Origin of the sequence: Mesorhizobium sp. M7A.F.Ca.US.014.04.1.1 (assembly GCF_003998745.1) — a bacterium.
Classification (GTDB): Bacteria; Pseudomonadota; Alphaproteobacteria; order Rhizobiales; family Rhizobiaceae; genus Mesorhizobium; species Mesorhizobium ciceri.
This window is the reverse complement of sequence record NZ_RZRW01000032.1, coordinates 1-20,220: the sequence shown is the minus strand read 5'-3', so window position 1 is coordinate 20,220 and position 20,220 is coordinate 1. Positions and strand designations below refer to the sequence as shown.

Here is a 20,220-nt window from a genome sequence, read left to right as displayed (position 1 = left end):
GATCATGATAGGCGAGACGCCGTCGCCGGTGCGCACCGGCCGGTTCTCGGCATTGCTGGCGTCGAGCGACGCCTCGACCCACAGTGGGCTGCCGGCGAAGCGGCCGGGGAATTCGGGCAGGATGAAGAAGGATTTGGTCAGCACGTGGTCGGACGGCACCGGCTCCAGCGGCGGCACGTTGAGGTTGCCGAGGATGTCGCGCAGCCGCTCCGTCGCCGGGCTGGTCGAATCGGCGCCGATGCCGTTGGCGAACTGGTCGCGGGTGTCGAACAGCACCGTGCCGCCCTGCTGCATATAGGCGTCGATGCGGGCGATGGCGGCCTGGCTCGGCATCGGGGCGGCCGGATCGATCGGCCAGTAGATCAAAGGATAGAACGACAGCTCGTCCTTCGAAATGTCGACACCGGCTGGTGCGCCCGGTTCAAGGGCCGTCTTTTCGACCAGGAAGCGGGTCAGGCCCTCGAGCCCGGCACGGCTGATCGAATCGTCGCCCGGCACACCGGTCAGCACATAGGCGATGCGGGTCTTCGAAATCGCCTCGATGGCAATTTCGTCACCCGGCTTGGCGTCGTCGGCGCGGGCAAGGTCGGCATGACCGAACAAGCTACCCAGCGCAATCAGGACCGCGGCGGTGGTTGCCATGGCACCGGCGCGGCGCGGTCGGCGTGAGAACAGGCCGCCCATCCAGAATACCGCCAGCGTATCGAGCAGCATCAGCACCAGGGCGGCCGCGACCAGCGCGCCCTTCAAATTGCGCGATTCGTCAAAGGCATACTGGATCGAGGTGACGGGAACAGTGATTTGCGGGCGCGCCAGCGGGGCCAGCGTGCTGTCGGCTTCAAGCAGATTATGGGCAAACACACCCGTCTCGGAACCATAGAGGCCGGGCGGGTTTTCAAAAGTCACCGGCAGCGCGCCGGCGCCCGGTACAAGCGGCCGTGCATCCGGTGTCGGCGGCACCAGCGAGCCGTCGGCTGCAATCATGCGATAGGGCGCCAGCGACGCCGCGGCGGCTTCGGCATTGGCGATGGCCGCGCCCTGGTTGCGCGACAGCTGCACGATGCGGCGCAGCATCTCGACGAAGCTGCCGGAGATCGGCAGGTTCGACCAGGTTGCTTCAGGGGTGACGTGGAACAGCACCAGCGTGCCCTTGCCTTTCTTCAATCCGGTGACCAGCGGCGTGCCGTCGGCAAGGGCCGCCCAGGTGCGCTCGACGATATCGGGTGTCGGCTCGGCCAGCACCTGTCTGCTGACAGTGACCTCGGCCGGCGGCGCCAGATCGGCGAACGGGCCGGCCTTGGGGAATTCGGTGACAGGCTGCGGCGACGTCCATGACAGCGCGCCGCCGAGCGAACGCTCGCCGGTGCGCAGGCGGACCGGCAGCAAATCGTCGTCATCGCCCGCCGTGGCCAGCCGCGAACCGGCGAAACGCACCAGCGTGCCGCCATTGTCGACCCAATCGACAAGTCTCTGCCGGACCTGTCCGGGAATGGTGCCGATATCGGCCATGACAATCATCGCGGGCTTCTGGTCGAGGATCTGCGGGATGGCGTCGGCGAGGTCGGCGCTGGAGGGTTCGACCAGATCGGCGAAGGGCTGCAGCGCCCGCCTGATGTAGTAGAGTGGCGACAAAAGCGGCTGCGCCTGGTCGGCCTCGGCCTGCGACAGCAGCCCGACGCGGCGGCGCTTGGAGCTTTCGTCGAGGACGCGCACCGCACCGGCCTGCCGCTCGCCGTCGAGCGCGATCGAAGCGAAGTCGTTGCGCAATTCGAACGGCACCGCCATGGTGCCGGTGGCGGTGGTTTCGCCAGGCGAAAAGGTCAGCGTCGCATCGGCGATGCGGCGGCCCTTGTCGTCGAAGGCGCCGGCGGTGACCTGCGCCGGGGCAGGGTCGCCCGGCGCGCGGATGGCGGTCAGCGCAAAGCCGTCGACCTGGTTGTCGGCGGCGGTCAGGCCCGTCAGCGACAGCCTGTCGGCGGTTGCCCAGACGACACGGGCGGCATTTTTCGACAAAAGCGTGTTGAAGGCGGCTTCATCGCCTTTTGCCGCCAGGCCGTCGGCAAGCACGGCGACACTGGCCCCGGGCAAGGTCTCCAGCACGCCGGCGACGCGGGCATAGACGGCGGGCCGGTCGGTCGGGATCGGCCGCGGCTTGGCGGCGCGCAGCCGGTCAAGGGCGGTGGCGGCATCGAACGGGCCGATCTCGGCATTGGCTTTTTCGGCGGTGAAGGCGATGACGACCGGCACGCCGTTGGAGCCGGCGTCGTTGATCAGCCGCTCGGCGGTGGCGACGCGTTTGCCCCAGTCGGCGGCACTTGCCCAGTCATTGTCGATGACCAGGGCAAGGGCGGCTCCTTCGGCCGGCAGCTTTTCACGCGGATTGAAGACCGGGTCGGCCAATGCCGCGACGATGAGGGCCGCCATCAAGAGCCTGAGCAGCGTCAGCCACCACGGACTCTGCTGCGGCGTCTCCTCGCGCTTCAGTACGCGCGCCAGGATCTTCAGCGGCGGGAAGATCTCGGTCTGCGGCTTGGGCGGCGTCAGCCTGAGCAGCCACCAGATCACCGGCAGTGCCAGCAGGCCCCACAGCACCATGGGGGCGCCAAAGGAGAGCGGCAGCCAACTCATGCGACAGCCTTTCCTGGCCGATCGCCACCAGCGATGCCTGCACGACCGCCAGCGGTCGGCCTGACCGAGGGGCCATCAGTGGTCATCGCCATGTGCAGCCGCACCAGCGCGTCGGAGGCGAGCCGATCGGTGTGGTTGACGGTAAAGCTCCAGCCAAGCCGCTTGCACCAGGCGGCCAGTTCGTGGCGGCGGGCGGTGTAGAGCAGGCGATACTCATCACCCAGCATTTCGGCGCGGCCGGCGGTCAGCTTGTCGCCGGTCTCGGGATCGGTGAATTCGGTGCGGCCGGCATAGGGGAAGGTCTCCTCGGCCGGGTCGGCGACCTCGATCAGGTGGGCGCGCACGCCGTGGCGGGCCAGCACGTCGAGCCAGGCCATCGTCTCCTCGACGGGATCGAGGAAGTCGCTGACGATGACGATGTCGCAGAAGCGCCTGATGTCGGACAGGTCGGGTTTTGCCGGCAGCTCGCCGGCATGCATCAACTGGGCGGCAATTCGTTCGGCGCCGTTGCGGGCGGTGAACGGGTCGGTGAGGCCCGGCCAGGCGATGCGTTCGCCGCTGCGCGACAACAGCTCGGCCATGGCCAGCGCCAGCACCAGCGCGCGCGATTGCTTGGAAACGCTGGCGCCTGTCGATTTGTAGAGCATCGACGGCGAGGGGTCGGCCCACAGCCAGACGGTATGGGCGGCTTCCCATTCGCGGTCGCGCACATAGGTGTGGTCGTCGCGGGCCGAGCGGCGCCAGTCGATGCGCGAGGAATCGCCCTCGACATAGGGCCGGAACTGCCAGAAATTCTCGCCGATGCCGCGCTTGCGGCGGCCGTGCCAGCCGGCGATCACGGTGTTGACGATACGGCGCGCCTCGACCAGCAGGTCTGGCACAAGCGAGGCCCGCAACCGGCCACGGGCGAGCGCGTCGCGCGTCGCTGCCGGAGCCTGGACCTCGCCGATGCGCGGCATCAAATCCCTTTCACGAGTTTCGCCACCACGTCACGCACGCTGGTGCCTTCGGCGCGGGCGGCGAAGGTCAGCGCCATGCGATGCTGCAGCACCGGCTCGGCCAGCGCACGGACGTCGTCGACCGAGGGCGCCAGCCGTCCGTCGTAAAGCGCGCGCGCCCTTGTGCACAGCATCAGCGCCTGGCTGGCGCGCGGGCCGGGACCCCAGGCGACGTTCTTATCGGTCTCGGCATTGCCTTGGCCGGGACGCGCCGAGCGCACCAGCGTCAGGATCGCCTCGACGACGCTTTCAGGCACCGGCATGCGGCGGATCAGCGTCTGGATCTCCTTCAGCCGCACCGGCTGCAGCACGTTTTGCGCTTTCGCGTCCTCGATGCCGGTGGTTTCCAGAAGGATGCGGCGCTCCGCCTCGATTTCGGGATAGAGGATGTCCACCTGCATCAGGAAGCGGTCAAGCTGTGCCTCGGGCAGCGGATAGGTGCCCTCCTGCTCCAGCGGGTTCTGGGTTGCCAGCACGTGGAAGGGCGCCGGCAGGTCATGGCGGGCGCCGGCAATGGTGACGTGGTATTCCTGCATGGCCTGCAGCAGCGCCGACTGAGTGCGCGGCGACGCGCGGTTGATCTCGTCGGCCATCAGCAGCTGGGCGAAGATCGGCCCGGAGATGAAGCGGAAGGAGCGTTTTCCGGTCTCGTCCTGCTCCATCACTTCGGAGCCGAGGATATCGGACGGCATCAGATCCGGCGTGAACTGGATGCGACGCGAATCGAGGCCGAGCACGATGCCAAGTGTTTCGACCAGCTTGGTTTTGGCGAGACCCGGCACGCCGACCAAAAGCGCATGGCCACCGGCCAGCAGCGCCACCAGCGTGCGCTCGACGACGCTTTCCTGTCCGAAGATGACCCGGCCGACCCCGTCGCGGATCCGGGAGATGTCGGCAAGCGCCTTCTCGGCCTCGGCGATCATGTCCTTTTCGCTGATCGGGCTTTCCTTGACCATCACGCTCATGCCGCATCGATCCTTGTGGTTGGAATACCATGGCTGGAACAACGGCTGCACCATACCATAAGTTGCCGCGATTCGGCCTCGCGTGGCGCCTACATCGAAACTTAAATCACAGACTTAGGCTGACAAGCGGAACAACAGTGACTATTTCGTGACCATGACGGGACCCTTGGGACATCGTGAAGAAAGCCTGACTGATGCCACCGAGGCGCGTGGTCTCGAGGCGCTGATCTCGCGCGCCGCCCGTGCCGGCAAGGGCGCGGCACCTGTCGAACGCTGGAATCCCGACTTCTGCGGCGATCTGGACATGGAGATCAAGGCCGACGGCACCTGGTTCTATCTGGGCACGCCGATCGGGCGCATGCCGCTGGTGCAGCTTTTCTCCTCGGTGCTGCGCAAGGACGCCGATGGCAGGACCTATCTGGTGACACCGGTAGAAAAGGTCGGCATCCGCGTCGCCGATGCGCCGTTCATCGCCGTCGAAATGGACGTTTCGGGCAGCGGCGAGGCGCAGACAATCACCTTCCGCACCAATGTCGGCGACGTCGTCGAAGCCGGGCCGGAACGGCCGCTGCGGTTTGTCGATGAGAACGAGACCGGCGGGTTGAAGCCCTATGTGCTGGTGCGTGGCCGTCTGGAGGCGCTGGTGGCGCGGCCGGTGATGTATGAACTGGTCGGGCATGGCGAGGAGATCGAAATCGGCGGCGAGACGATGTTCGCGGTGCGCTCCAAGGGCGCCGTGTTCCCGATCATGCCGGCGGACCAGTTGAAGCGGCTGAGCGCGTGATGGACCAGGTGACGCCGGCGCCGTTTTCATCCGCGGATTTTCGCGCGCGCTTTGCCGTGCAGCCCGATGCACATGCAGGCGACGACGACTATGGCGACCATCGCTTCAACCCCGGCCATCCGCGCCTCAACCAGGGCAAGGCGCTGCGCAATGCCGCGGTGCTGATCCCGGTGGTCGATCATGAGGGCGATGCGACGGTTCTTCTGACCAAACGGGCCGAAAAGCTGCGCAGCCATTCGGGGCAGGTGGCCTTTCCCGGCGGCACTATCGATCCGACCGATCCGAGCCCTGAGGCGGCGGCGCTGCGCGAGACCTTCGAGGAGATCGGGCTTGGCCGAGATGGCATCGAGATCATCGGCCGCATGCCCGACTATGTCGCCGGCAGCGGCTACCGCATCGCCCCGGTGCTTGGCATCGTGCGGCCCGGTTTCCAACTGACGCTCAACGCAGACGAGGTCGATGCCGCTTTCGAAGTGCCGCTGCGCTTCCTGATGGACCCGGCCAACCACAAGCGCGACAGCCGTATGTGGAACGATCTCGAATGGTTCTTCTACGACATGCCTTACGGCGACCGGCGCATCTGGGGCGTCACCGCCGGCATCATTCGTACTCTCTATGAAAGGCTCTATGCGTGAGTGTCTCGATCGCGGGCAGGGCCGATTGGCTCACCGACAAGCATCTACAGCGCCTGCTGTTCGCATTGGCCGAAGGCGGTGAAGAGGCGCGAGTCGCCGGCGGCGCGGTGCGCAACACGCTGATGGACCAGCCGGTCGCCGACATCGACATCGCCACCACCTGCTTGCCGCAGCAAACCCTCCGCCGCGCCGAAGCGGAAGGGTTCAAGGCGGTGCCAACCGGCATCGAGCATGGGACGATCACCGTGGTTGCCGGCGGAAAGCCCTATGAAATCACCACCTTGCGCGCCGATATCGAAACCGACGGGCGGCGCGCGAAAGTGTCGTTCGGGCGCGACTGGAAGCTCGATGCCGAGCGGCGCGACTTCACCATCAACGCGCTCTATGCCGAGGCCGATGGCAAGGTGGTCGACCTGGTCGGCGGCATTGCCGACATCGAGGCGCGCCGGCTGCGATTCATCGGCGACCCGGAAGCGCGCATTCGCGAAGACTACCTGCGCATCCTGCGCTTCTTCCGCTTCTTCGCCTGGTACGGCGACGGACGGCCCGACGCCGAGGGGCTGAAAGCCTGCGCCCGTCTGAAGGAAGGGCTGGCCCAGCTTTCGTCCGAGCGCATCTGGTCGGAACTGAAGAAACTTTTGTCGGCGCCCGATCCGTCACGGGCGCTGCTTTGGATGCGGCAGGCAGGTGTCTTGACCGCGGCGCTGCCGGAAAGCGAGAAATGGGGTATCGATGCCATCCATGGGTTGGCCAAGGCCGGCAAGGATCTGGGCTGGGCACCCGACCCGCTGCTCAGACTGGAAGCGATCGTGCCGCCCGATGCCGCTCGCATGAAGTCGCTCGCCGAGCGGCTCAAACTCTCGACCGCCGAAGCGGATCGCCTGCGCCAATGGGCGCTCGCCACCGCCGTCGAGCCGAAGACGACCGAGGGCGAACTGGCAAAAAGGCTCTATCGCGGCGACCGGCAGGGGTTTGTCGACCGTCTGCGGCTGTCGCTTGCGGCAGCCAGGATGCGCGCCGTCGAGGACAATGAGGCGCTGCTCGAAGCCGGTGGCTTTTCGCGCCTGCTTGGCTTCGCCACCAAATGGGAAAAGCCGTTGTTTCCGCTGAAAGGTGCCGATCTGACGGCGCTCGGCGCAACTCCAGGCCCGAAACTCGGCGAAATCCTCAGGAATCTCGAAGCGGAATGGGTCGAAGCCGGGTTTGCCCCTGATCGCGACGCGCTCCTCAAGCGCGCCGCCGAAGCCTTGCAGGCCGGGTAGATCAGGCCGCGTCGCGGGTCTTTTCGATGCGCGAACGGATCGCCTCGATCATCGTCTCGCGGATGACCGTCTCACCATGTGTCTCGCGCATGTGCTCGACGGCACGGCGCATGACCTCGGCTTCCTCGTCGGCACGTGTGTGCCAGTCACAGCCGGGCACGAGCGACCCGCAGTGAAATTCCTTCATGAGATTTCTCCTTTTCTCCGTGGAGCCTGGTCGAGGCTCCGGCACTTTTTTGGCCCATGTCCGGTTCCAGGGTTGAAACCGCGGACCGCGAACGGGTGAGAAGCATAACACAGATGGGGTGGTATTGGTTGCCGTCAACGGCAAAAGGGCGGAGCAGCATCGCTCCGCCCTCGTCTCGTCCCGTTTTGGCGGGCAGGCCTTCACTTGGCGATCTTGACAGCCTCGGCAATCTTTTTCTTGCCGCTCATGTCCCATGAGACACGGACCTTTTCACCGACCTGCAGGCCAGGATCCTTGAAGGTCTTGGGAAGCGTAAAAGACGATCCATCGTCGAGGACCAGGCTCATGGCCGTCGTGTCAAAGGTCTTGATCGTCCCGGTGGTGTGCTTGACGGCGGCGAACGCCACCGAACCGGAAGCGAGAAGGGCAGCGGCGGCCGCCGAAACAATGATCTTGCGCATTGCGAAGTACTCCTGGAAAGGCGGGTATCTTTTTGACGAAGATGTCCCGCGTCGTCTTGGGCCGTCCGGTCGCGTCGGGTCGCGGCTCGCTTTGTCTTGACGCAATTCCGGTCGGAAAGCCGTTTCGCACTTTCCTGAAATTGCGCGCAGGCGAACCGCCGGCGCTTCCCGACCCCGCGCCACAAATAGACCAGTCTTTTCAAGAGCCTATTAGACGAAAAAGAAATTTTTCGCCGCACCGTGTGCCACATTCCATGCCCAATTCGAGCGAATGGGACATCAATGCGGCTCACGCCGGGCTCACCATTTTGTTACGGCCAGCGGACCTCGGGCGGCAGGCTGGAGAGGATGGCGGCGACATTGCCGCCGGTCTTCAGTCCGAATATGGTGCCGCGATCGTGAAGCAGATTGAATTCGACGTAGCGGCCGCGGCGGATGAGCTGTTCGTCACGGTCGCCATCGGTCCAGTTCTCGTTGAAGTTGGCGCGCACAAGGTGGCCGTAGACGACGAGAAAAGCGCGGCCGACATCCTGGACGAAGTTGAAATCGGCATTCCAGCCGCCCTTGTCCTCACCCGAATGCAGCCAGTCGAAGAAGATGCCACCGGTGCCGCGCGGCTCGTTGCGGTGCGACAGATAGAAGTACTCGTCGCACCAGGCCTTGAATTTTGGGTAATCGGCCACCGCGACATTCTTCTCGCAAGCGAATTGCATGGCGCGGTGGAAGGCGACCGTGTCGGGGTCGTCCTGGGTGCGGCGGCGATCGAGCACCGGTGTCAGATCGGCACCGCCGCCGAACCATTGGCTGGATGTGACCACCATGCGCGTGTTCATGTGCACGGCCGGAACGTTGGGATTCCATGGGTGCGCGATCAGCGAAATGCCGGATGCCCAGAAGCGCGGGTCTTCCTCGGCACCGGGCATCTGCTTCCTGAATTCGGGTGAGAACTCGCCATGGACGGTCGATGTGTGGACGCCGACCTTTTCGAAGACGCGACCGTGCATCATCGACATGGTGCCGCCGCCGCCGCGCCCCTCGTCACGTTCCCATGGCGTCTTTTCGAAGCGGCCGGGCGACCACGAGGCCAGCGGCCCGCCAAGATCCTGCTCGATCTGCTCGAAGGTGGCGCAGATGCGTTCGCGCAGCGCCTCGAACCAGAGGCGCGCCTTCATCTTCTTCTGTTCGATGTCGGCGGGCAGGCCCGCCGGTATTTCTGGTCGTTCCAAATGCCGTCTCCGGTTGGGGCGGCGAGTCCCACAAATGACTCGTCTTTTGCCGGCGCGATCCCTAATCTCTTAGGGGACAGGGTCAAGTGTCATTACGGTGCAAGGAGTTGTTTCGTGCGCACCCCGGCAAGACCGCCGCTGGATGGCCTAAAGAAAAGGCTCGACCAAAGCCGTGCCGAGCGCGTGCGTATGCCGCGCGACGGTTTCCTGCGCGAGACCTTCGTGCTGCCACGCTCCGATGCCCGGCTCAAGGCCAAGGAATGGTTCGAGCGCTTTCCCAAGCAGGCCTACTGGACCGAGATCGAAAGCTGGTTCGAGCGGCCGGGCGACCTGATCGAGTTCACCATCAGGCGGTTGCCTGCGGCCGACTAGGATTTCGTCGCCCCGTTTACGGGGAGAGGGTGCCGGCAGGCAGGTTGAGGAGCGGCACGAACCTCTCAATGCTGGCGCCGCCCCTCATCTGCCTTCACTGCGTTCAGGCACCTTCTCCCCGTGAACGGGGAGAAGGAAGAGCGACCAGCCTCCTTGCCCCCGTTCCCTCGCGTGCCAGCCGGTCACCCTTGTTGCGCAGCGGGCATTTGTCGATCGACATGCAGCCGCAGCCGATGCAGTCGGTCAGCCCTTCGCGCAGTTTCTTCAACTGGGCGATCTTGTGATCGAGCCCGTCGCGCCAGGCGGTCGACAAAAGGTTCCAGTCGTCGCGCGTCGGCGTGCGGCTTTCGGGCAGTGATTCAAGTGCGGCACCGATTTCGGCCAGCGAGATGCCGACCTCCTGTGCGACCTTGATGATCGCCACGCGCCGCAGCACGTCGCGGCCGTAGCGGCGCTGGTTGCCCGACGTGCGGTGGCTGCGGATCAAGCCGCGGGCCTCGTAGAAATGCAGCGCCGACACCGCCACCCCGCTGCGCATGGCCACCTGGCCAACCGTTAATTCCGTTACAGGCGCCATGTCTGATTTTCCGTCCCGATTTTTCTGCTTGACCTCAAGTTAAGTTGAGCTTGTAGCGAAGAAACCCTGGATGTGCAAACGAAGGAGAAGGCGATGTGCGCCTGGGTCGAGATGTCGGGAGACGGAGTGCCGTTATCCGAGTTGCCGGATGGCTTCGCCCACCACCATGGCGACGGAGAGCGCCACGTTGATGCTGCGCGCCGTACCCTGCATGGGGATGGTCAGGCGCGCATTCGCCGCCTGATGGACAGGATCCGGCACGCCTGCGGATTCGCGGCCGAACAGGAGGACGTCACCGTCCGCGAAGCTGAAGCTGGTGTAGGCCGTCGTGGCTTTGGTCGACAGCAGCACCAGCCGGTGCGAACCAGCCTTGCGCCATTCCTCGAAGGCGTGCCAGTCGACATGCCGGGTCAGGGCAGCCATTTCGAGGTAGTCCATGCCGGCTCGCTTGAGCGACTTGTCGGAGAGCGGAAATCCGGCCGGTTCGATGATGTCGACGCCAAGTCCGAGGCACGCGGCGAAGCGCAGGATTGTTCCGGTGTTGCCGGCAATGTCAGGCTGGTAGAGCGCGATGCGGAGACGACGGTTCATTTCCGCGTCCTTCTAATAAGTGGCGGATCGGCCACAGCGGCTTGGCGGTTTTGGAAATTGCTGGACCTGCGGGTGGCCATTTTCTGCGAAGTCGGGTATACAACCAGCATTGTCAACCCGAACCGATGGAGGGGTAATTCATGATGACCATGCACATCCAGCGCCCCTCTCGTGGGCTTACCTGCCTGCCGGCGGTTTCGGTACGACGATTCTCCTGACTCTCTAAGACTTGATCGCACCGATTCCCGCCGAAACGATTTTTCGGCTTCCGAAGGAATCCTGCGATGTTTTTCAAAAAGTCAAAAGGGCTGAACGCCCCAACTGAAGCTGTCCGGACCGACACTCGTCATGTCCGGACCGATGCAATGCGTGTCTCCGGGCGAATGCCGGCGGACGATATTGCTTCGCCTTTTTATCTCGATTTTCACACGGAGGACGGACCGATGTTCGATCCCTACAGAATACCGGGCTCGAGGAGCCTGCATATCCACCGACTGCCGACCTGGGCGCTGCTGATCGGCGACACCTATTCGTCGGCGGTTCACGCCGAGGTTCGCCGCCGGCCGCATCGCGGCATGCTGCCGGATGTCGATTTTTCGCGCGCGGTTCCCGATCCCGGGCGGCCGTCGCTGGTGCGCCGGATCATCCGGCTGATCCGGCCTGGCCCGAAAAACCGGGCTGGCGGCACCGTGTCGTCAGGATCGTCTGGCGCAGCTGTCGGCGAAAAGCCCGCGAGCCCCTATATTGCGCGAAGCATTGCCGACGGTCCGGGTGATTCCGGACCGTCGGCACTCGACGCCATGGGTTCCGGGGACTTCGTACGCTCACGTGCCGCGTAAGCGGCAAACACATTTCACAGGCATGACCTATGTTGTTGTTTAGCTGGTTTGAAAAAAGGCTCGATCCGTTCCCCGCGGCGGAACCGGTCGAGCCGCCCAAGACGCTGGTTGCCTTCTGCGTGCATTATACGCGCGGCGCCTGGCCCTATATCCTTTTCGACGCAGTGCTGGTGACGGCCATCGCGATCGCGGAAGTGTGGATGTTCGGCTTCCTCGGCCGCATCGTCGACTGGCTGTCGGGGCAGAATCGCGAAACCTTCCTGCAGACGGAAGCCTGGAAGCTTGCCGGCATGGCCTTCATCGTGCTGTTCGCACTGCCGGGCACCGTATGGCTGCATTCGCTCCTCAACCAGCAAACGCTGATGGGCAACTATCCCATGCGCATCCGCTGGCAGGTGCACCGCTATCTGCTCAAGCAGTCGATGAGTTTCTACCAGGACGAGTTCGCCGGCCGCATCGCGACCAAGCTGATGCAGACGGCTCTCGCCGTGCGCGAATGCGTCATCAAGGTGATCGACGTCCTGAATTACGTTATCGTCTACTTCCTCGGCATGCTGCTCATCGTCGGCTCGGCCGACTGGCGGCTGGCCGCGCCGCTCGGCGTCTGGCTGGTCGGCTATATCCTTTTGCTGCGGTTTTTCATTCCCCGGCTGGGCAAGGTCGGCGAGGAACAGGCCAATGCGCGCTCGATCATGACGGGCCGGGTCGTCGACAGCTACTCAAACATCCAGACGGTCAAGCTGTTCAGCCATGCACGCCGCGAAGCGTCATTCGCCAAAGACGGTATGTCCGGCTTTCTCGAAACGGTCTACCGGTCGATGCGCCTGGTGACAGTGCTTTTCGGCTCGCTCTACATACTGAACGCGCTGCTCTTGTTCTCGGTGACCGCGATGGCGCTGTGGCTGTGGCTGGGGCAAGCAGTGACGATCGGCGCGGTCGCCGTGGTCATCGGCCTTGTGCTCAGGTTGTGGGGCATGTCGCAATGGATCATGTGGGAAATGTCGGGCCTGTTCGAGAACATCGGCACGGTGCAGGACGGTATCGCCTCGATCTCGCTGCCGCGCCTTGTCGAGGACCGGCCGGACGCGAAGGAGATCAGCGTTTCCAGGGGTGAGATCCGCTTCGAGGACATTCGCTTCCACTACGGCAAGCAGAAGGGTGTGATCGAGGGCCTGTCGCTGGCGGTGAAGCCGGGCGAGAAGGTCGGCATCGTCGGCCGTTCCGGCGCCGGCAAGTCCACGCTGGTCAACCTGTTGCTGCGCTTCTACGACCTCGAAGCCGGGCAGATATTGGTCGATGGCCAGGAAATCGCCGCTGTGAAGCAGGATTCGCTTCGTGCGCAGATCGGCATGGTCACGCAGGACACCTCGCTGCTGCATCGTTCGGTGCGCGAGAACATCCTTTATGGCCGGCCCGATGCAACCGACGAGATGCTTGTCGAGGCGGCGCGGCGCGCCGAGGCGCTGGACTTCATATCGGGGCTTTCGGATGCCAGCGGCCGCAAGGGCTTCGACGCCTATGTCGGTGACCGCGGCGTCAAATTGTCCGGTGGCCAGCGGCAACGCGTCGCCATTGCTCGCGTTATGTTGAAGGACGCACCTATACTTATCCTTGACGAAGCGACCTCGGCGCTTGATTCCGAAGCCGAGGCGGCGATCCAGGAGAATCTCTACAAGCTCATGCAAGGCAAGACCGTCATCGCCATCGCGCACCGGCTGTCGACCATCGCGGCGATGGACAGGCTGGTGGTGATGGACAAGGGCCGTGTCATCGAGGAAGGTTCGCACGAAGAACTCGTCGCCAAGGGCGGGCTCTACGCGCAGCTCTGGCAGCGCCAGTCGGGCGGGTTCCTGCTTGAGGACGGTCCCGCCAACGACGCACTTGCAAAGAGGCAAGCCGCAGAATGATGGCCGCCGCATGATGACAGCCGTCTATCGCTGGTTCGAGAACTGGGTCTATCCGTTCAGGGAGCCGGCGAATCTTCGGCCACCGATCAGTGTCGGCGGCTTTCTCTGGCACTATGTCGGCCAGGCGAAGTTCGCCTTCTTCGCCATGCTGGTCATCGGCGGCATCGCGCCGCTGGTCGAGGCCGGCCTGTTCTACTTCGTCGGGCGGCTGGTCGATATTCTCGACCAGCTTCCCGCCGAGCGCAGCTGGCACGCACTGTGGGCCGCCGCCGGCCCTGAACTGGTTTTCATGGCCGTGGTGGTGCTGGTCATCCGCACCGTCGTCGTCGGCCTGTCGGCGCTGGTCGACGAACAGACGATCACGCCGGGCTTCTACAATCTGGTGCGCTGGCAGGCGCACCGGCATGTCTCGCGCCAGTCCTACGCCTTTTTCCAGAACGATTTCGCCGGCCGCATCGCGACGAAGGTCTGGCAGGCGGGCCAGGCGACCGGCGACTTGATGGAAAGCTTCATCGAGGTCGTCTGGTTTATGATCGTCTACACGGTGACGACGCTGGCGCTGGTCGCAGGCCTCGATCTCAGGCTGGCGGTTCTGGTGGTGATCTGGATTTCCGCCTTCGGCTGGCTGGCCAAGCTCTATTTGCCGGCAATCCGCAAGCATGCCGAGGAAACAGCCGAGGCCGGCTCGATGATCACCGGCCGCATCGTCGATTCCTATTCCAACGTGCAGACGCTGAAACTGTTCTCGGCCGATGGCGACGACCGCTACATCAGGAACGGTTTCGACATCTATCTCGACGCATTGCGCCCGTTCACCCGCCGGCTGACCGGCGTGCGCATGGCGCTGACCACGCTGTCGGGCATCATGATCACGGCGATCGGCTGCTTTGCCGTCTATCTCTGGGTCGAGGGCTCGATCACCGTCGGCGCGGTCGCCTTCACCCTGTCGCTGGTGCTGCGGCTCAACATGCTGCTCGGCCGGCTGATGATGCAGCTCAACAGCATCTTGCGAAACCTCGGCGTGCTGGAGAATTCCAAGGCGCTGATCTCGCAGCCGCTCGGCCTCACCGATGCGCCCGACGCCAAGGAACTCGTCGTTGCGGGTGGCCGTATCGCGGTGAAGAACGTCGAGTTCCACTACGGCAAAGGTTTCGGCGTGCTGAACGGCATCGACCTTGTCGTCAGGCCAGGCGAGAAGGTAGGGCTGGTCGGACCGTCCGGCGCCGGCAAGACGACCCTCGCCAATCTGATCCTGCGCCTCTACGATCTCGAGAGCGGGTCGATCACCATCGATGGCCAGGATGTCGCCAAAGTTACGCAGAATTCGCTGCGCGCCAATATCGGCGTCGTCAGCCAGGACACGGCGCTGTTCCACCGTTCGCTGCGCGACAACATCAAGCTCGGCATGCCTGACGCGACCGATGCGGAGGTGATCGCGGCGGCGAAAAAGGCTGAGGCGCACGAGTTCATCCTGACCTTGCGCGACAACAGGGACCGCGCCGGCTACGAGGCGTTTGTCGGCGAGCGCGGCGTCAAGCTGTCGGGAGGCCAGCGCCAGCGCGTGGCGATCGCCCGCGTCTTCCTCAAGGATGCGCCGATCCTGATTCTCGATGAGGCGACCTCGGCACTCGATTCCGACATCGAGGCGGCGATCCAGGAGAATCTGACACGGCTGATGGAAAACAAGACGGTCATCGCCATCGCCCACCGGCTGTCGACGATCGCAGCACTCGATCGTCTGGTGGTGCTCGACGGCGGCCGCATTGTCGAGCAAGGCACGCATGACCAATTGGTGGCGCTCGACGGGCTCTATGCGCGGCTGTGGAAGCGGCAGTCCGGCGGTTTTCTCTATCACGAGGACAGCGTGCTCGAAGAGACGCGCCCGGCGGAGTAGCTCAATGGGTGGATCGACAGGCGCCATCCCAGAGGTCGGCTACGTGCTCAAGCGGTTTCGGCCGACCATGCCGGCCTTCGACACGCTGAAGGAAGAGAGCCGGCTGGAAGGCTACTGGATGCTGGTACGCCTTGCGGATGGCTGGGCAAGTGGCCGCAACAAGTTCCTGAAACGGGGGGAGGCGCTGTACGGAGCATGGTATGGAAGGGAACTCGCCGGCGTGTGCGGGTTGAACATCGATCCCTATTTCGAGGACAGGGGCCACGGCCGGGTCCGGCACCTGTTCGTCAGCGCGCGCCACCGTCGCGCCGGCCTTGGCCGGATGCTGGTCGAAACCGTTGTCGACAGGGCACGTCACCATTTCGCCATGCTGAACACCCGCGCGCCGCAAGAAGCTTTCCGTTTCTATGAACGGCTTGGCTTTCAGCGCGTGGCGGGCGAAGAGTTCGTCACACCCCGCATGGTTTTCGGGAAAGGAGGCTGAAATGTCCTTGCGTCCGCCATCTCATCTTGCCGGCGCCTCGGCCGCCGAAGCCGCCTTCGACGCGCTCGGCCATGAAATATTGGCGGAAAAGGCGGCAGCACTCGGCCGCGCCGGCCAGCGGGTAGAGGAAACGCTGGCCAGGCTGCGCGACAATGCCGACGAGCAACTGCGCCCCCTTCTGCTCAAGGATGCCGCCGAGGCGGTGCATGGCTATTTCATCCAGCGCGAGCTGTGCGGCTTGCGCAAGCACGATGCCGTCATTCGTGAATACAACATCCCGAAAGCGGTGCTGGCCAGGCTCGGCGCGAAATAGGGATCACTCCAGCCATTCGGTGATGAAGCTGCCATTCTCGTGGATGTCGGTCGTTTCCAGCGGGCCTGGGCCGAGATTGGTGAATTTGTGCGGCGTATTGGGTGGCACGATCAGGATCTGGCCGGCGGATGCCTCGATTTCCTGGTCGCCGACAGTGAACAGGCCGGTGCCCTGGCGGATGATGAAGATCTCCGCGTAGGGATGTGTGTGCAGGCGCGGGCCGCCGCCGACATCAGGCAGATAGTTGAAGATCAGGCAGGAGTTGGAGCCGTAGGCGCCACATTGCAACTCGCCCTTCCAATGGTCCGAGCGAACGGCCCAGGTGTCGCGGTCTATGACGTGTGCCATGATGACAAGGATAGACCCGGCTGGGGCCTTGTGTCGAGCCGAACAAGGGCGTCGGATTTGCGGGTGTTTCCCGGTTGTTTAGTGATGGTTGGCGGCTATCCGGCGTCGTGTTGACCGGCGGCGGATTTTGTCCCCGCGACAATCTGCCCTTGTGCCTTCACCCGTCTGGACAAAAACGGGCTTCACGCATAAACCGAAGTCCAAATGCCGGAGGAATTCGCAAGCCTGTTCGCCATGCGCTGTCGGGTTGGCGTAATTTGAGCGGGGAACAAGGCTCAACCACCGGCACGGAAGAGGCGAAAGGATCAGGCACCCGTGAGCGCAACCGACACCCAGGATCCCAACCGTCGTGATTTTCTCTACGTCGCCACCGGCATGGCCGCAGTGGTCGGCGCGGGTGCTTTCGCGTGGCCGTTCATCGACCAGATGCGCCCTGACGCCTCGACGCTGGCGCTCGCCTCGGTCGAAGTCGACGTCGCCTCGCTGACGCCGGGCATGTCGCTGATCGTCAAATGGCGCGGCAAGCCGGTCGTGGTCCGCAACCGCACCGAACAGGAAATGAAGGACGGCGAGGCGGTCAAGCTGGCCGATCTCAAGGAGCCGATCGCCCGCAACGCCAAGCTGCCGGCGGACGCACCGGCGACCGACGCCAATCGCACCACGCCCGGCAAGGAAGCCTGGATGGTGATGGTTCAGGTCTGCACGCATCTCGGCTGCATTCCGCTTGGCCAGGAAGGCGATTTCGGCGGCTGGTTCTGCCCGTGCCACGGTTCGCAATACGACACCGCCGGCCGCATCCGCAAAGGCCCGGCGCCGGAGAACATGGCGGTTCCGGTATTCAAGTTCATTTCCGATACCAAGATCCTTATCGGTTGAGGCAGGGGGATATTTCGATGAGCGAGGGACACTCGACCTATACGCCCAAAACCGGTCTCGGACGCTGGTTCGACGCCCGCATGCCGCTGCCGCGGCTGGTCTATGACAGCTTCGTTGCCTATCCGGTGCCGCGCAACCTCAACTATGCATGGACCTTTGGCGGCATCCTGTCGATCATGCTGGTGGCGCAGATCCTGACCGGCATCGTGCTGGCCATGCATTACACGGCCGACACCAATCTGGCCTTCGGCTCGGTCGAGAAGATCATGCGCGACGTGAATTCGGGCTGGCTGCTGCGCTACATGCATTCGAACGGCGCCTCGTTTTTCTTCGTCGCCGTCTACATCCACATCTTCCGTGGCCTCTATTACGGCTCCTACAAGGCGCCGCGCGAACTGCTGTGGATCCTCGGCTGCATCATCTATCTCCTGATGATGGCGACCGGCTTCATGGGCTACGTGCTGCCATGGGGCCAGATGAGCTTCTGGGGCGCCACCGTCATCACCGGCTTCTTCAGCGCCATTCCGCTGGTCGGCGACTGGATCCAGCAGCTGCTGCTCGGCGGCTTTGCCGTCGACAACCCGACGCTGAACCGTTTCTTTGCGCTGCACTATCTGTTGCCGTTCATGATCGCCGGCGTTGTCGTGCTGCACATCTGGGCGCTGCATGTCGTCGGCCAGTCGAACCCGACGGGCATCGAGGTCAAGTCGAAGACCGACACCGTGGCCTTCACCCCCTACGCGACCATCAAGGACGCGTTCGGCATGATCGTGTTCCTGTTCTTCTTCGCCTATTTCGTCTTCTACCTGCCGAACTATCTCGGCCATCCCGACAACTACATCGTCGCCAACCCGCTGAAGACGCCGGCCCACATCGTGCCCGAATGGTACTTCCTGCCGTTCTACGCGATCCTGCGCGCCATCACCTTCAATGTCGGGCCGATCAACTCCAAGCTCGGCGGCGTGCTATGCATGTTCGGCGCCATCGTCATGTTGTTCCTGGTGCCGTGGCTCGACACTTCGAAGGTGCGCTCGGCGGTTTACCGGCCCTGGTACAAGCTGTTCTTCTGGCTGTTCGTGGCCGATGCCATCCTGCTTGGCTGGCTGGGCTCGCAGCCGGCAGAAGGCAGCTATGTGTTCATGGCGCAGATGGCGACATTGTTCTACTTCGCCTTCTTCCTGATCGCGCTGCCGGTGCTCGGCCTGATTGAGACGCCGCGACGGTTGCCGAACTCGATCACCGAGGCGGTGCTCGAGAAGAACAAGGGCGGCAGCGGACATCCGGCGGGCGCTACGGCGGCTCCGGAAACCAAAGGCTGAGCGGGTAGAGAATCTAAGGGGATTTGGCATGAAAAAGATTCTCACCTCGCTGGCGCTGATCGGCCTTGTGGCCGTCGCCGCTGGGGCCGCGGGCACTCGGGCGATCGCCGCCGAAGAGGCACACAATGTGGCCAATCCGACGCATTTCCCGATCGACGAGCCGAAGGAAATGGACTGGAGTTTCACTGGCCCATTCGGCACCTATGACAAGGCGCAGCTGCAGCGCGGCCTCAAGGTCTACAAGGAAGTCTGCTCGGCCTGCCATTCGATGAACCTGGTGGCGTTCCGCACGCTGTCGGACCTCGGCTATTCCGATGCGCAGATCAAGACGCTGTCGGCCGAGTACACCATCCACGACGGTCCCAACGATGCCGGCGACATGTTCGACCGTCCGGGCAAGCCGTCCGACCACTTCCCGCCGCCCTTCGCCAATGAGGAAGCCGCCGCTGCCTCCAATGGCGGTGCTGCTCCGCCAGACATGTCCCTGCTGGCCAAGGCTCGCGGTGTCGAACGCGGTTTTCCGCAGTTCGTCTTCGATATCTTTACCCAGTACGACGCGGGCGGCCCCGACTATATCCACTCGCTGCTGACCGGCTACGACCAGACACCGCCGGCCGGCATGGTCATCCCGGAAGGCACCCACTACAATCCGTACTTCATGTCCGGCGTGTCGCTGAAGATGCCCAAGCCGCTCTCCGATGGTCAGGTGACCTATGATGACGGTGCGCCGCAGACCATCGACCAGTATTCCCGCGACGTCTCCGCCTTCCTGGCATGGGCGGCCGAGCCGCATATGGAAGACCGCAAGAAGACCGGTTTTCGCGTTCTGGTGTTCCTGCTTTTGTTCGGCGCGCTGGTCTATCTCACCAAGCGCAAGGTGTGGGAAGGCGTGGCGCATTAAGCCACACGATCAAGTGATCACGAAGGGCGCCGAGAGGCGCCCTTTTGCATTTCCAGAAGCCGGCCATGTCACATGGCCGTCACCGCATCCGGCGATCCTGTGCTGCTCTCATCAAAGGATCGCACCCATGAAAAGATACGCATCGCTCGCGGCAGGCCTGTTGCTGCTCATCGTCGGCTCGGCCGCGCAAGCGGAAGACGCCCAGCCTTTCGTCACCAACAAGGATGTCGACCTGACGATGATCCTGCCGCCGCCGCCGGCAAACGATTCGGCGCAGACCAAGGCCGAACTCGGCGAGGTGCTGATGCTGCAGGTGACACGCACGCCCGAGATGGTAGCCAGCGCCGTCGCCGATGCCGACGAGAATGTCTGGCGCTTCGCCAACGTCATGGGGCCGAAATTCAACAAGGAAACGCTGCCCAAATTCAGCGCCTTCTTCGACCGCGTCGTGGCCACCGAAGGCGCCGTCGTCGATCCGGCCAAGGATATCTGGAAGCGCCCGCGTCCGCACCAGCTCAGCGACCTCGTCAAGCCGGCGGTCAAGCTGTCGAGTTCGGGTTCCTGGCCGTCCGGCCACGCCACCGTCGGCACCATGATGGGCATCATCCTGTCCGATATGGTTCCGGAAAAGCGCGCCGAGATCATGGCGCGTG

22 protein-coding genes are annotated in these 20,220 nt (G+C 63.9%); 13 read left to right on the top strand and 9 right to left on the bottom strand.

All coding sequences use genetic code 11. The features are described from left to right. The 3 genes from EOA22_RS04080 to EOA22_RS04070 form a co-directional block, all read right to left on the bottom strand. On the bottom strand, positions 1–2,628 hold a 2,628-nt coding region (locus EOA22_RS04080; RefSeq protein ID WP_127389851.1), incomplete at its 3' end, for a DUF4159 domain-containing protein. After that, positions 2,625–3,587: a DUF58 domain-containing protein gene (locus tag EOA22_RS04075; RefSeq protein ID WP_013529967.1), complete on the bottom strand. Its 963-nt coding sequence runs from the start codon at positions 3,585–3,587 to the stop codon at positions 2,625–2,627. The genes EOA22_RS04075 and EOA22_RS04080, both read right to left, overlap by 4 nt. Then, complete coding sequence (locus EOA22_RS04070) at positions 3,587–4,591, bottom strand: MoxR family ATPase (RefSeq protein ID WP_013529968.1); 1,005 nt, start codon at positions 4,589–4,591, stop codon at positions 3,587–3,589. Before EOA22_RS04070 ends, EOA22_RS04075 begins: the two co-directional genes overlap by 1 nt. Positions 4,592–4,745: 154 nt before the next feature. On the opposite strand from EOA22_RS04070, the gene EOA22_RS04065 reads away from it, so the two are divergent. The 3 genes from EOA22_RS04065 to EOA22_RS04055 are packed head-to-tail and all read left to right on the top strand — an operon-like array spanning position 4,746 to position 7,272. Continuing rightward, positions 4,746–5,375 (top strand): DUF1285 domain-containing protein, encoded by a 630-nt coding sequence (locus EOA22_RS04065; protein ID WP_013529969.1) that lies wholly within the window; start codon positions 4,746–4,748, stop codon positions 5,373–5,375. After that, a complete protein-coding gene (locus tag EOA22_RS04060; protein WP_063168849.1) occupies positions 5,375–6,010 on the top strand; it encodes a CoA pyrophosphatase in 636 nt (211 codons plus the stop codon). Before EOA22_RS04065 ends, EOA22_RS04060 begins: the two co-directional genes overlap by 1 nt. After that, complete coding sequence (locus EOA22_RS04055; protein ID WP_063168848.1) at positions 6,007–7,272, top strand: CCA tRNA nucleotidyltransferase; 1,266 nt, start codon at positions 6,007–6,009, stop codon at positions 7,270–7,272. Before EOA22_RS04060 ends, EOA22_RS04055 begins: the two co-directional genes overlap by 4 nt. A gap of 1 nt (position 7,273) precedes the next feature. On the opposite strand, the gene EOA22_RS04050 is transcribed toward EOA22_RS04055, so the two are convergent. The 3 genes from EOA22_RS04050 to hemF all read right to left on the bottom strand — a co-directional run bounded on the left by EOA22_RS04050 (position 7,274) and on the right by hemF (position 9,146). Continuing rightward, positions 7,274–7,459, bottom strand: a complete 186-nt coding sequence (locus tag EOA22_RS04050; RefSeq protein WP_013529972.1) for a DUF1059 domain-containing protein — start codon at positions 7,457–7,459, stop codon at positions 7,274–7,276. A 200-nt stretch (positions 7,460–7,659) separates the two neighbouring features. Beyond that, entirely contained in the window at positions 7,660–7,920 is a 261-nt protein-coding gene (locus tag EOA22_RS04045) for a DUF1344 domain-containing protein (protein WP_013529973.1), read from the bottom strand. 311 nt (positions 7,921–8,231) lie between these two features. After that, positions 8,232–9,146, bottom strand: a complete 915-nt coding sequence (hemF, locus tag EOA22_RS04040; RefSeq protein ID WP_024504549.1) for an oxygen-dependent coproporphyrinogen oxidase — start codon at positions 9,144–9,146, stop codon at positions 8,232–8,234. A gap of 114 nt (positions 9,147–9,260) precedes the next feature. Between hemF and EOA22_RS04035 the strand changes: the two genes are divergently transcribed. Continuing rightward, on the top strand, positions 9,261–9,518 hold the full coding sequence (locus EOA22_RS04035) for a hypothetical protein (protein ID WP_013529975.1): 258 nt from the start codon (positions 9,261–9,263) through the stop codon (positions 9,516–9,518). 103 nt (positions 9,519–9,621) lie between these two features. Here the strand turns inward: EOA22_RS04035 and soxR are convergent, their stop codons facing one another. Together soxR and EOA22_RS04025 are read right to left on the bottom strand one after the other, a co-directional pair. Further along, positions 9,622–10,095, bottom strand: a complete 474-nt coding sequence (soxR, locus tag EOA22_RS04030) for a redox-sensitive transcriptional activator SoxR (protein WP_063168847.1) — start codon at positions 10,093–10,095, stop codon at positions 9,622–9,624. Positions 10,096–10,227: 132 nt separating this feature from the next. Continuing rightward, positions 10,228–10,686 (bottom strand): tRNA (cytidine(34)-2'-O)-methyltransferase, encoded by a 459-nt coding sequence (locus tag EOA22_RS04025; protein WP_063168846.1) that lies wholly within the window; start codon positions 10,684–10,686, stop codon positions 10,228–10,230. Positions 10,687–11,129: 443 nt separating this feature from the next. Here EOA22_RS04025 and EOA22_RS04020 point away from each other — a divergent pair, with 443 nt between their 5' ends. Genes EOA22_RS04020 through EOA22_RS04000 form a run of 5 tightly spaced genes read left to right on the top strand, consistent with a single transcriptional unit; the run spans position 11,130 to position 16,123 of the window. Then, complete coding sequence (locus EOA22_RS04020) at positions 11,130–11,525, top strand: hypothetical protein (RefSeq protein WP_082826695.1); 396 nt, start codon at positions 11,130–11,132, stop codon at positions 11,523–11,525. A 29-nt stretch (positions 11,526–11,554) separates the two neighbouring features. Then, complete coding sequence (locus EOA22_RS04015) at positions 11,555–13,432, top strand: ABC transporter ATP-binding protein (RefSeq protein ID WP_063168844.1); 1,878 nt, start codon at positions 11,555–11,557, stop codon at positions 13,430–13,432. Positions 13,433–13,442: 10 nt separating this feature from the next. Further along, a complete protein-coding gene (locus tag EOA22_RS04010) occupies positions 13,443–15,326 on the top strand; it encodes an ABC transporter ATP-binding protein (protein ID WP_032808649.1) in 1,884 nt (627 codons plus the stop codon). Between the two features lie 4 nt (positions 15,327–15,330). Then, positions 15,331–15,810 carry a GNAT family N-acetyltransferase gene (locus EOA22_RS04005; protein WP_127389850.1) on the top strand — a complete coding sequence of 160 codons (480 nt, stop codon included), beginning with the start codon at positions 15,331–15,333 and terminating at the stop codon, positions 15,808–15,810. A 1-nt stretch (position 15,811) separates the two neighbouring features. Beyond that, a complete protein-coding gene (locus EOA22_RS04000) occupies positions 15,812–16,123 on the top strand; it encodes a DUF6665 family protein (RefSeq protein WP_013529982.1) in 312 nt (103 codons plus the stop codon). Positions 16,124–16,126: 3 nt separating this feature from the next. Here the strand turns inward: EOA22_RS04000 and EOA22_RS03995 are convergent, their stop codons facing one another. Beyond that, positions 16,127–16,471, bottom strand: coding sequence for a cupin domain-containing protein (locus EOA22_RS03995; RefSeq protein WP_013529983.1), 345 nt, complete (start codon positions 16,469–16,471; stop codon positions 16,127–16,129). A gap of 315 nt (positions 16,472–16,786) precedes the next feature. On the opposite strand from EOA22_RS03995, the gene petA reads away from it, so the two are divergent. The 4 genes from petA to EOA22_RS03975 form a co-directional block, all read left to right on the top strand. Next, the gene (gene petA, locus EOA22_RS03990) at positions 16,787–17,347 is read left to right on the top strand and encodes a ubiquinol-cytochrome c reductase iron-sulfur subunit (RefSeq protein WP_127389849.1); all 561 of its coding nucleotides are present in this window, start codon (positions 16,787–16,789) and stop codon (positions 17,345–17,347) included. Positions 17,348–17,364: 17 nt separating this feature from the next. Next, positions 17,365–18,666: a cytochrome b N-terminal domain-containing protein gene (locus tag EOA22_RS03985; RefSeq protein WP_013529985.1), complete on the top strand. Its 1,302-nt coding sequence runs from the start codon at positions 17,365–17,367 to the stop codon at positions 18,664–18,666. A 28-nt stretch (positions 18,667–18,694) separates the two neighbouring features. Then, the gene (locus EOA22_RS03980) at positions 18,695–19,567 is read left to right on the top strand and encodes a cytochrome c1 (protein WP_013529986.1); all 873 of its coding nucleotides are present in this window, start codon (positions 18,695–18,697) and stop codon (positions 19,565–19,567) included. Between the two features lie 127 nt (positions 19,568–19,694). Beyond that, a partial coding sequence (locus tag EOA22_RS03975; RefSeq protein ID WP_164755226.1) for a phosphatase PAP2 family protein occupies positions 19,695–20,220 on the top strand: 526 nt, incomplete at its 3' end.